General features: G+C 68.5%; 10 protein-coding genes and 1 other RNA gene. 6 read left to right on the forward strand and 5 right to left on the reverse strand.

Going from position 1 to position 10,645, the window contains the following annotated elements:
- Positions 1-8 precede the first annotated feature (8 nt).
- Genes AC06DU_RS03900 through AC06DU_RS03915 form a run of 4 tightly spaced genes read right to left on the reverse strand, consistent with a single transcriptional unit; the run spans position 9 to position 4,053 of the window.
- The gene (locus AC06DU_RS03900) at positions 9-1,394 is read right to left on the reverse strand and encodes an FAD-binding oxidoreductase (RefSeq protein WP_435014888.1); all 1,386 of its coding nucleotides are present in this window, start codon (positions 1,392-1,394) and stop codon (positions 9-11) included.
- Positions 1,391-1,930: a metal-dependent hydrolase gene (locus AC06DU_RS03905; RefSeq protein ID WP_024939435.1), complete on the reverse strand. Its 540-nt coding sequence runs from the start codon at positions 1,928-1,930 to the stop codon at positions 1,391-1,393. Before AC06DU_RS03905 ends, AC06DU_RS03900 begins: the two co-directional genes overlap by 4 nt.
- A 19-nt stretch (positions 1,931-1,949) precedes the next feature.
- The gene (locus tag AC06DU_RS03910) at positions 1,950-2,318 is read right to left on the reverse strand and encodes a YraN family protein (protein ID WP_102581974.1); all 369 of its coding nucleotides are present in this window, start codon (positions 2,316-2,318) and stop codon (positions 1,950-1,952) included.
- A gap of 4 nt (positions 2,319-2,322) precedes the next feature.
- Positions 2,323-4,053: a penicillin-binding protein activator gene (locus AC06DU_RS03915; protein ID WP_039530705.1), complete on the reverse strand. Its 1,731-nt coding sequence runs from the start codon at positions 4,051-4,053 to the stop codon at positions 2,323-2,325.
- 82 nt (positions 4,054-4,135) lie between these two features.
- On the opposite strand from AC06DU_RS03915, the gene rsmI reads away from it, so the two are divergent.
- Complete coding sequence (gene rsmI / locus AC06DU_RS03920) at positions 4,136-4,957, forward strand: 16S rRNA (cytidine(1402)-2'-O)-methyltransferase (protein ID WP_039523544.1); 822 nt, start codon at positions 4,136-4,138, stop codon at positions 4,955-4,957.
- Between the two features lie 163 nt (positions 4,958-5,120).
- Positions 5,121-5,550, forward strand: an RNA gene (gene rnpB, locus AC06DU_RS03925) — RNase P RNA component class A.
- A gap of 270 nt (positions 5,551-5,820) precedes the next feature.
- Here rnpB and AC06DU_RS03930 read toward each other — a convergent pair.
- Positions 5,821-6,594: an NRDE family protein gene (locus AC06DU_RS03930; protein WP_478203631.1), complete on the reverse strand. Its 774-nt coding sequence runs from the start codon at positions 6,592-6,594 to the stop codon at positions 5,821-5,823.
- Between the two features lie 314 nt (positions 6,595-6,908).
- Here AC06DU_RS03930 and mraZ point away from each other — a divergent pair, with 314 nt between their 5' ends.
- The 4 genes from mraZ to AC06DU_RS03950 all read left to right on the forward strand — a co-directional run bounded on the left by mraZ (position 6,909) and on the right by AC06DU_RS03950 (position 10,645).
- Positions 6,909-7,364, forward strand: coding sequence for a division/cell wall cluster transcriptional repressor MraZ (gene mraZ, locus AC06DU_RS03935; RefSeq protein WP_016903087.1), 456 nt, complete (start codon positions 6,909-6,911; stop codon positions 7,362-7,364).
- Between the two features lie 14 nt (positions 7,365-7,378).
- On the forward strand, positions 7,379-8,434 hold the full coding sequence (rsmH, locus tag AC06DU_RS03940; RefSeq protein WP_478204360.1) for a 16S rRNA (cytosine(1402)-N(4))-methyltransferase RsmH: 1,056 nt from the start codon (positions 7,379-7,381) through the stop codon (positions 8,432-8,434).
- Positions 8,431-8,694: a cell division protein FtsL gene (gene ftsL, locus AC06DU_RS03945; RefSeq protein ID WP_005991913.1), complete on the forward strand. Its 264-nt coding sequence runs from the start codon at positions 8,431-8,433 to the stop codon at positions 8,692-8,694. The genes rsmH and ftsL overlap by 4 nt, the downstream gene beginning before the upstream one ends.
- An 82-nt stretch (positions 8,695-8,776) precedes the next feature.
- Complete coding sequence (locus AC06DU_RS03950; RefSeq protein WP_478203633.1) at positions 8,777-10,645, forward strand: peptidoglycan D,D-transpeptidase FtsI family protein; 1,869 nt, start codon at positions 8,777-8,779, stop codon at positions 10,643-10,645.

Consider the following 10,645-nt stretch of genomic DNA (forward strand, 5'->3'; position numbering starts at 1 on the left):
CAACGCCACTAGCGCGGTGGCAGCACCTTGCCCGGATTCAGGATCCCGTCCGGATCGAGCGCGGCCTTGATCGCGCGCATCGCCGCCAGCGTCTCTGCGCTGAAGGCCTGGGCCATGAAGTCGCGCTTGGCCACGCCGATGCCGTGCTCGCCGGAGAGTGTGCCTTCCAGCGACAGCACCAGTGCGAACAGACGCGGCAATGCGGCATGTGCGCGCGCGTCTTCGTCGGCATCGGCCGGGTCGTACATGATGTTGACGTGCAGGTTGCCGTTGCCGGCATGGCCGAAGGCCACGATCGGCAACGCGAATTCGGCGGCAAGCGCTTCCACGCCGGCCACCAGTTCGGGGATGCGCGAGACCGGCACCACCACGTCCTCGTTGATCTTGCCCGGCTTGATCGTGCGCAATGCCGGCGACAGCGCACGCCGCGCGGCCCACAACCTGTCGCGCGCGCTGCCATCGGCGGCCACGTCCAGGCTCACCACGCCCTCGCCATCGGCGGCATCGTGCAAGGCCTGCAATGCGTAGGGCAGGGTGTCGTGATCGCCATCGGCTTCGATCAGCAGCATCGCGCCGGCCTCGGGCACATCGCTGCCATTGCGGCGCAGTAATGCGATCGCACTGGCATCCATGAATTCCAGCATCGTCGGCGTGGTCGGTTGCGCCATGATGCGCGACACCGCCGCCGCGGCGCTGGCCGCATCGCGATACAGCGCGCGCACGCCGGCTTGCGCGATCGCGCGCGGCGTCAGCTTCAAGGTCGCTTCGACGATGATCGCCAGGGTGCCTTCGCTGCCGACCAGCAGATGCGTCAGGTCGTAGCCGGTGGAATTCTTCGTGTACGCGCCGCCGCAGCGGATCACCTCGCCGGTGCCGGTCACAGCGACCAGGCCGAGCACGTTGTCGCGGGTGGCGCCATATTTCACCGCGCGCGGGCCGCCGGCATTGGTGGCCAGATTGCCGCCGACGCTGCAGATGTCCGCGCTGGACGGATCCGGCGGCCAGAACAGGCCATGCGGCTGCAAGGCCTGCTGCAATTGGCCGTTGAGCAGGCCCGGTTGCACGATGGCGCAGCGATCGGCCGGACGCAGCGCAACGATGCGATCCATGCGTGCCATCGACACCACCACGCCGCCGGAAAACGGCACCGCCGCACCGGTGGTGCCGGTGCCGGCGCCGCGCGCGACGATCGGCACGCCATGCGCGCGGCAGGCCTGCACGATGGCCACCACATCCTCGGTATCGCCCGGCAAGGCGACGGCGGCGGGCAATGCCCAGCGGCGCGAATCGTCCTCGCCATAGCGGCGCCGCGCGTCGTCGCCGGTCAACCAGCCATCGGGGCCAAGCCGCGCGGCCAGTAACGCGGCCAGGGCAGTGGGAAGCACATCGGTCATGAAGTGTGATCCTGTGGTGCCGCGCGCTGGATGCATTTCCATCCCAGCACCGCGACGGTGAGCGGCAGCCAGACCCAGCGCAGCTCGGAGAGCAGCGTGGCAAGGCCGCGCGCATTGAAGAAACCGTTGGCGAAAGGCGACACGCGAATCGGCCGCCATGGCGCGAACCAGCGCGCCTCGCTCCAGGGCCAGGTCAGTGCAACGCCCAGGCCACCGGAGGTCATCGCATCCAGCAATGGATGCGATGCGGCGCAGACGAACAAGAACGCTGCTGCCTGCAGCGCGTCCGCACGCAACAGGCGATGCGCAACACCACCCAGCAGCGCGATCAGCCCGGCAAACAGCAACGAGTGGCTGGCACCGCGATGGCCGAACGCATCCGCATACGGAACATGCAACGCGAACGCCAGCACATCGGCATCGGGCAACATCGCCGCGACGATGCCGGCACCGAGCAGGCGCGGCGACAGGCGGCCGCGTTCACTGGCGCACCAGAGCGCCAGCGGCACCGCGGCATGGGTGATGATGGTCGGCATCGCGCGTGGGTCGTCGTCGTCAGCAATCGTCGGCGCGGAAGGCGTCGCGGATCCAGTTCAGCACCACCGGCTCGCCGCTGGCTTCCACTACATCGAAGCGGCACGGCAAGGTCGCCAGCGCCGGGTGATGGGCAAGGAACAACTGCGCGGCCAGCACCAGCTTGCGGCGCTTGCGCGCATCCACCGATGCCGCGCCGCCGCCGAAGCGGTTGTCGCGGCGATAGCGTACTTCCACGAACACCAGCGCCTGGCCGTCGCGCATCACCAGATCCAGTTCGCCGCCGCGGTAGTTGGCGTTGCCCACCACCAGCCGCAACCCGGCCTGCTCCAGCAGCGCGCGTGCGGCCGCCTCCACCGCCGCACCCCGCTGCTGGCGCGCTGCCGGCATGGCGTCAACGGCCGTCGGCGATCGGCACCGGGCGGCCACCGTTGAAGGTGGACCAGGCCGGGGTGCGCAGCACGTTGCCGAAGCCATCCAGATGCAGCGTGCCGGTGGCGCCACGCAGGCCGCCGTCGGTGCCGGTGGCGAGTTTTTCCAGATATGCGCTGATCTTCCAGGCGTCGTAGCCGAACGCGAACAGGCGCGCGCCGGGTCCGCGTGCGCTGGGCAGCGTGCTGGCGACCTGGGTCGAGGCCGGCAGCCCGGACACGCCCAGCGCGGTCCAGGTCTCGCTCGGGTAGATGATGCCGTCCAGGGCCAGGTCGTCTTCGACCTTGCCGGTGCCGGCCACCAGCTGCGAGGTGCCCACGCGCGACTTGCCGGCGAATCCACTCAGGGCCAGTTGCGGCGCCAGCGCGCGCGCGGTGTTGCCGCGCACTGCCAGGAACACCGCATCGGCGGCACCGTAGTTGCGCAGCTGCGCACCGATGTCGCCCGGCACCTCGGCCACGCTGATGCTGCCGGCGACGCTGCCGCCGCGTTCTGTGAAGCGGTCGCGGAAGGCCTTGATGGTGCGCTTGCCGTTGTCGTCGCTGGTGCCGACGATCAGCACGTTGCGGCGCTCGCGCGAGAGCAGGTATTCGGCGGCCATGATGCCGTCGTCTTCCGGCGCCAGCGAGAAGCCGGCGCTGCCGCTGGGCGGTGCCTTGTTGTCGGTGGGGCGGTTGAGCGCCAGCACCGGCACTGCCAATTGGCCGCGCGCGAACACGGCGCTGACCTCGTCGCGACCCAGCGGGCCGACCACGTAATCGACCCCGGCGCTCACCGCCTTGTCGTAGGCGGCATTGGCGCCGGCGGCAGTGCCGGCGGTGTCGAAGAAGCGCAGCTCCGGGCGGCGGCGGGTTTCGGCGTAGTAACCGGCCAGCAGGCCATCGCGCACCGGCGCCGAGGCGGTCGCCAGGCTGCCGCTGAGCGGCAGCAGCACGCCCAGTTTGACCGGCGGGCGGTAGCCGTCGCGTTCGGCCGGCGGGCGCTTGCTGGTGTCAAAGCCCCATTGCGCGTCGCGATCGAAGGCGCGCGGCAGCGCCAGCCCGCGGCTGATCAAGGCGCGGCCGGCGAAGTTGTACAGCGGGTCGCCCGCCGGCAGCGCCGCGGTGCGGCCCTTCAGCGTGGCGTCGTCGAGTGCGGCGAGCAGGCGCACGATCGCGCGCTGGTTCTCGCTGCGCGGGGTGCCGGTCAGGCTGGCGTCGGCGCGTGCGCGGTCGGCGGCGGCCCCGAACAGGTCGCCGGTGCCTTCCAGTGCGGCGGCGCGTGCCAGCAGCCAGCGGGTCTGCAGCGGCTGCGGCAGTCCTTGCGGGCTGTCGCCCAGGGCCTGCAGCGCCTGCGCGGCCTGCTTGTCGATCACCGCCAGCTCGCCGGTCAATAGCGCGAAGCGGGCGCGGTCTTCGCCGCTGAGATGGCGCGGGGTCACCTGCGCCAGCAGCGTGCGCGCACGCGCGTCATCGCCGGCGTCGTGCCAGCCGAATGCAGACGCGGCCAGCAGGCGGCTGCGCTGCGCACCGCTGGCGCTGGCGGCCTCGGCTTCCAGTTGCTGCGCCGCCTCGCGCGGCTTGCCCTGGTCCAGCAACGCCAGCGCCGCGCTCTGGGTAGGCGAGGCGGTCTGGGTCACGCTGCTGGTGGCGCAGCCGGCGGCCAGCATCACCATCAGCGACAGGGCGGAGATCCTTGCAACACGCTTGTTCATTTCAGATCCATTGGACGGGGCCCGCCGGGGCGGACCGTTAAAAACGCTACGATTCTACCCTTTGCCCTACGGAATACCGTTGATGACCTCCCCCGGAACCCTGCACGTGGTCGCCACGCCGATCGGCAACCTGGCCGACCTGTCGCCGCGTGCGCAGGAGGTGCTGCGTGGCGTGGCCGCGATCTGCGCCGAAGACACCCGCCATACCCGCCAGCTGCTCGGCCATTTCGGCATCGACCGCCCGTTGCTGGCCCTGCACGACCACAACGAAGAGGCGATGTCCGAGCGCATCGTCGCGCGCCTGCGCGAGGGCGAGTCGCTGGCCATCGTCAGCGACGCCGGCACCCCCCTGGTCAGCGACCCCGGCTTCAAGCTGGTGCGCGCCGCCCGCGCGGCCGGGATCCGGGTCAGCCCGGTGCCGGGTGCCTGCGCCGCCATCGCCGCGCTCAGCGTGGCCGGCCTGCCCAGCGACCGTTTCGGCTTCGAGGGCTTTCTGCCGGCCAAGAGCGCCGCCCGCCGCGAGCGCCTGGCGCACCTGGCCGGCGAAACCCGCACCCTGGTGTTCTACGAGTCCTCCCACCGCATTGTCGAGTCGCTGGCAGACCTGCGCGGGGCCTTCGGTGACGAGCGCCCGGCGGTGATCGCCCGCGAGCTGACCAAGCTGTTCGAAACCGTGCTCGACGGCACCCTGGCCGAGCTGCAGGCCAGGGTCGAAGCCGACGACAACCAGCGCAAGGGCGAGTTCGTGGTGATGGTGCAGGGCGCCGCCGACGCCGCCGAAGGCCAGCTGGCCGAAGGCCGCCGCGTCTACGCCAAGCTGGCCGAACACCTGCCGCCGTCCACTGCCGCCAAGCTGGCCGCCGAACTGACCGGTGCGCCGCGCAAGGCCTTGTATGGCGGGTAGGTGTGCTGTTGCAGGAGCACGTTGACCTGTAGTGGGATTTTTCTTGATAGGGCCTCTCGCGCCCGGGTGCGCTCCTACGGGCAATTGCGGGCCTGCCGGCGATGGCGGGGCCGGCTCGCGGCGCCGTTCTGAAAGGTGGCGATAGCGTATAGTGCGCCCCGGCGGAGTCGGCCAGACAGTCGCGTCACTCGCAAGAGTGCCGAGGAAAGTCCGGGCTCCATAGGGCAAGGTGCCAGGTAACGCCTGGGCGGCGCAAGCCGACGGAAAGTGCAACAGAAAGATACCGCCTACGTCCCTCGTCACCCCTCTGCCGCCACTGAAGCGTGTCGGCGATGCATATAGGCATCGCCAAGTGCGTTCGGAGGCCGCAGAGGGGTGGCGAGGGGCCGGTAAGGGTGAAATGGTGCGGTAAGAGCGCACCGCGAGTCCGGTAACGGACCGGCACGGCAAACCCCACCTGGAGCAAGACCAAATAGGGATCCATTGGCGTGGCCCGCGCTGGATCCGGGTAGGTTGCTTGAGCGCTGCGGTGACGTAGCGCCTAGACGAATGACTGTCCACGACAGAACCCGGCTTACCGGCCGGCTCCGCCACCTTACTTTCGGGCGTTCGCCCTTCTCAACGCGGGGCCCCTCTGGGGGCCAGAACTCCGCGGCTGTGTCGCTGCCTTCTTTGGGCGTTCGCCCCAAGCAGACACCCACGCTTGGTACCGCCTTCGGCAGTACAAAACGCGGGCCCCGCTCCTAGGCATGCCAAAACCCTGCGGCTGTCGCCGCGCCCCCTTGACTCAAGGGGGCTTGCACTTGGGTGCGTTGCTGGGGCGCCTTGCCTTGGCTGCGATCACTGTGCGCTGGTTGCGGCAGTCATTGTCGACGCGTCCCGACGATGTCCAGCCGCGTTTCGCCCTGGAAGATCCCGGCGGGGCCGAAGCGGCGTTCGTGGATGAAGCCGCTGCCCTGGTGGTCCACCGCGACGATGGTGCTGGCGCGGGTGCCGTAGCTGGAGCCGTTGATGAAGGCGGCCGAGAGCAGGCGTTCGGTGGGCAGGTCCACGCCGGTGTGGGGCAGGGCGGCGTCGGGCGCGATGGCGGGGTTGCCCAGGGCGGTCCACAGCGGTTGCAGGTCGTCGCTGCCGGCGGCACACCAGTCGCGCAGGACTGCAGTCAGCGCGGCGGTCTTGGGCCAGTGCGCGTCCAGCGGGCCGTTGGACATGCCGTGGATGCCCGGCGCCAGCGTGCGTGCCAACGGCGGGTGGTTGCTGAGGTGTTCGCAGCGCTCGGCGTCGCACAGCAATAGATTGAATGGCGGGAATTCGTGCGCAGCCGCTGCCAGGTCGCCGGCGTACACGGCCGCGTCCAGGCTGCCGGCCAGGTAGTCGGCAATGAGATGTCCGCGCGAGCGGCCGGACGCGGTGGCGAGCGGGTCGCGCACATTGGTCACCACTGCGGCGCGGCCGTCGCTGCCCAACCCCATCCAACTGCCGCCCGAGCGCAGGTCGCGGCCCGCCAGCATGCCGTCGGCGGGTGCCGGCCAGCGCGCCAGCGCAGCGGTCGGCCGGTCGTGGAATTCATCGCGGTTGCCCGCCAGCAGCAGGCGCCAACGCGGGTGGGTTTTCCAGGCAAGAGCGACCAGGCACATGGCGCCGATTGTCGCCTGTTTGCGCAACGACCATGTGCAGCTGGCGCAGTGTGAAGTGAGACTGCGGTCGGGTTTACATGGCCTTCACGCCCCTGAATTTTTGTTCAATCTCAAAATCTGAGATGAAACAGCAACTTGTGGATAACCTTTGAACAAGTCTCTAAAGAGTGCTGCAACTCATTGATGCGACTGGCGATTTGTGACCTTCAAAGTTGTTGACAACCTTTGACGCGCTGCTAAGGTGGGCAACGGAGGGAAAACCAGGTGTTTTGTGGTTTTTCGTGGTTCAATGATCCCCCAGCGGGTATTCGAGGTTGTATTCGGTGTTTCAGGGCGAGACTGCCATCACGGTGGACGACAAGGGGCGTATGGCGGTGCCAACCGCGTACCGCGACCTGGTCACGCGTGTGAGCGGCAATCGCCTGGTGCTCACCTACAACCCGTTCGAAGCCGGGTGCCTGTGGCTGTACGCGGAAAAGGAGTGGGAGCGGGTGCGTGACGATGTGATGTCCAAGCCCAATACCCAACGCGTGGTCCGCACGCTGCAGCAGAAACTGGTGGGTTCTTCCGCAGTGCTGGAGCTGGACGCCAATGGCCGTCTGAGCATCCCGGCCAGCCACCGCAATGCGGTCGGCATCGAGAAGAAGGCCGTGCTGCTGGGCATGGGCGACAAATTCGAACTCTGGAGCGAGCAGGCACATCGCGCACTGATCCAGCAGACATTGTCTGACGGGGATCTGGGCGATGAATTGCTCGATCTCAGGTTGTGAGCCGGGGTGCCCGGATGCGCGGTGAAGCGCAGCCCGGTCACCCGGTGTCGCAGCCACCGGCGGCCCATGTGCCGGTGCTGTACACGCAGGTTCTGGACGGCCTGCAGGTGATCGAAAACGGAACCTATCTCGATGGCACGTTCGGACGTGGCGGACACGCCCGTGGCGTGCTGCAACATCTTGGCCCGGGAGGTCGACTGCTGGTGATGGACAAGGACCCCGACGCGATCGCCGTGGCCGAACAGTCGTTCGGTGACGATGCGCGCGTGTCCATCCATCGCGGCAGCTTCGCCGGCCTCGGCCAGGTGGTCGCTGCGGCAACCGTCGACGGCATCCTGCTGGATCTGGGCGTGTCCTCGCCGCAGCTGGACGTGGCCGGGCGCGGTTTCAGTTTCGGCAAGGACGGCCCGCTGGACATGCGCATGGATCCGGATGCCGGCCAGAGCGCGGCCGAGTGGCTGGCGCATGCCAGCGACCGCGAGATCGCCGACGTGCTGTGGACCTATGGCGAAGAGCGTCAGAGCCGTCGCATCGCGCGCGCCATCGTGGCCCGCCGCGCCGAACAGCCGCTGCTGCGCACCGCGCAACTGGCCGATCTGATCGCCTCGGTGATGCCGCGCGGCGACAGCAAGACCCATCCGGCCACGCGCAGCTTCCAGGCGATCCGCATCTACATCAACCGCGAGCTGGACGATCTGGAAGCCGGCCTGGACGCCGCCCTGGGCGCGCTCAAGCCCGGCGGCCGCCTGGCGGTGATCAGCTTCCATTCGCTGGAAGACCGCATCGTCAAGCAGTTCATGGCCCGCTACGCCAAGGCCCCGCCGAGCAACCGCCGCCTGCCCGAAGCGCAGCCGTTCGTGCCGACGCTGCAGCTGATCAGCGGCGCCATCAAGGCCGACGACGCCGAACTGGGCGTCAACCCACGCGCCCGCAGCGCGGTGTTGCGGGTGGCCGAAAAGCTGGGAATGGGGAATGGGGAATCGGGAATGGGCAAAGGCAACAGTGCCGCTGCTTCACGAATCCCGAATCCCGAATCCCGACTCCCGGCGTCTCAAGGAGACGCCGCATGAGCCGCCTGCTGCTCATCGTGCTGCTTGCCTGCAGCATCGCCTCGGCGATCGGGGTCGTGTACATGCGCCACATGCATCGCAAGCTGTTCGTGCAGTTGTCCAAGCTCGAGCACACGCGCGATGAATTGAATATCGAATTCGGCCGGCTGCAGCTGGAGCAGGCCACCTGGGCGGAAAGCAATCGCGTGGATCAGGTTGCGCGTGCGCGCATCGGGATGAAGTTCCCGGAGACCAACGACATCGTGGTGGTGCGCCCATGAGCAGACGGCAGGTGACCGAACGGCAGGACAGCCGTTGTGCACGGCGTAGCCGCCCGCAGGGTGGCGCACACGGAGGTGCGCCATGAAGGCCGGCCGCAACCGCGCGCGCAGCAACTTCAACCTGCGTGGCCGCCTGACGCTGGTCGGCATCGCGCTGGGCCTGTGCTCGGTGACGCTGATCGGCCGGGCGGCGTTCGTGCAGCTGGTCAACCGCGATTTCTACCAGCGCCAGGGCGAAGCGCGCTATCTGCGCGAACTGCCGATCGCCACCTCGCGCGGCATGATCACCGACCGCAACGGCGAGCCGCTGGCGGTGTCCACGCCGGTGGAATCGATCTGGGTCAATCCGCAGGAACTGTTGCGCAACCCGGACCGCATCCCCGAGCTGGCCAAGGCGCTTGGCCAGCCGCTGGACGAGTTGAACGCCAAGCTGGCGCAGAAGGCCGGCAAGGAATTCATGTACCTGCAGCGCCGGATCAACCCGGACAAGGCACATGCGATCGTCGACCTGAAGATCCCCGGTGTGTTCTCGCAGCGCGAGTTCCGTCGCTTCTATCCGCAAGGCGAGGCGATGGCCCACGTGCTGGGCTTCACCAATATCGATGACCGCGGCCAGGAAGGCCTGGAGCTGGCCTTTGACGAATGGCTGCGCGGCAAGCCGGGCTCCAAGAAGGTGGTGCGCGATGCGCGCGGCGCGATCGTGGAGAGCGTGGATCTGGTACGTCCGGCCCAGCCAGGCAAGGACCTGACGCTGAGCATCGACCGCCGCATCCAGTTCCTGGCTTACAAGGAGCTGCGCAACGCACTGATCGAAAACAATGCGGCCGGCGGGTCGATGGTGGTGATGGATGTGGCCACCGGCGAAGTGCTGGCGATGGTCAACCTGCCTACCTACAACCCCAACGCGGTCACCGGCATCAACCCGTCGGCGCGCCGCAACCGTGCGGTCACCGATCTGGTCGAGCCGGGCTCGACGATGAAGCCGCTGACCGTGGCCACCGCGCTGACCGCCGGTGTGGTGACCAAGGACACGGTCATCGACACCAACCCCGGCTACATGTCGGTGGGGCGCTTCACCATCCGCGATGTGCCGCGCAACAACGGCGTGCTCAACGTCACCGGCGTGATCACCCGCAGCTCCAACATCGGCGCGGCCAAGATCGCCGCCAAGGTGCCGGACCAGACCTTCTATCAGTCGATCCGCAACTTCGGTTACGGCGCTGCCCCGCACAGCGGTTTTCCCGGCGAATCGGCCGGCGTGGTGCTGCAGCCGGCGCGCTGGAGCGGCCCGTCCAAGACCACCATGTCCTACGGCTACGGCCTGTCGGTGACGCCGCTGCAGATCGCGCAGGCGTACGCCACGCTGGGCAACGGCGGCAAGTTGACCCCGCCGACCTTCGTGCGCGGCCAGCACAACGAAACCCGCCAGGTGGTCACTCCGGAAGTGGCGCGCCAGGTCATCGACATGATGGAAACCGTGGTCACCCAGGGCGGCGCCAAGGGCGCGGCGATCCTGGGCTATCACGTCGCCGGCAAGACCGGTACCGCGCGCAAGAACGGCGCCAACGGGTACGAGCGCGGGCATTACAACGCGCTGTTCGCCGGCCTGGTGCCGGCCACGCGTCCGCGCTTTGCCACCGTCATCGTGATCAACGATCCGCAGGGCAAGGTGTATTACGGCGGCCTGGTGTCGGCGCCGGTGTTCCACAGGGTGATGGAGGGCGCGCTGCGGCTGATGGACGTGCCGCCGGACGACATCCAGTCGTGGCTGGCCGCGCAGGCCGCCGGCAAGACCGGGCAGCCGGTGGTCAAGCCGCAGCCGGCCGATCTGGACCCGGCGTTGGTGCCGGATCCGGTGGATGAAGTGTCTGCGGGTATTCCCACCGCACTCGCGCCGGCTACATTGCCCGCACCCGCCCAGCCTGCACCGCTGCAGGAGAGCCGCCAGTGA

This window comes from Xanthomonas sp. NCPPB 3200, from assembly GCF_056393585.1.

Bases quoted from the DNA above. Each gene is read 5' to 3' on its own strand.
- ftsL (WP_005991913.1), top strand. From the start codon at position 8,431: ATGAGCCGCCTGCTGCTCATCGTGCTGCTTGCCTGCAGCATCGCCTCG.
- AC06DU_RS03900 (WP_435014888.1), bottom strand. From the start codon at position 1,394: ATGACCGATGTGCTTCCCACTGCCCTGGCCGCGTTACTGGCCGCGCGG.
- AC06DU_RS03930 (WP_478203631.1), bottom strand. From the start codon at position 6,594: ATGTGCCTGGTCGCTCTTGCCTGGAAAACCCACCCGCGTTGGCGCCTG.
- AC06DU_RS03950 (WP_478203633.1), top strand. From the start codon at position 8,777: ATGAAGGCCGGCCGCAACCGCGCGCGCAGCAACTTCAACCTGCGTGGC.
- AC06DU_RS03910 (WP_102581974.1), bottom strand. From the start codon at position 2,318: ATGCCGGCAGCGCGCCAGCAGCGGGGTGCGGCGGTGGAGGCGGCCGCA.
- AC06DU_RS03915 (WP_039530705.1), bottom strand. From the start codon at position 4,053: ATGAACAAGCGTGTTGCAAGGATCTCCGCCCTGTCGCTGATGGTGATG.
- AC06DU_RS03905 (WP_024939435.1), bottom strand. From the start codon at position 1,930: ATGCCGACCATCATCACCCATGCCGCGGTGCCGCTGGCGCTCTGGTGC.
- rsmI (WP_039523544.1), top strand. From the start codon at position 4,136: ATGACCTCCCCCGGAACCCTGCACGTGGTCGCCACGCCGATCGGCAAC.
- rsmH (WP_478204360.1), top strand. From the start codon at position 7,379: ATGCGCGGTGAAGCGCAGCCCGGTCACCCGGTGTCGCAGCCACCGGCG.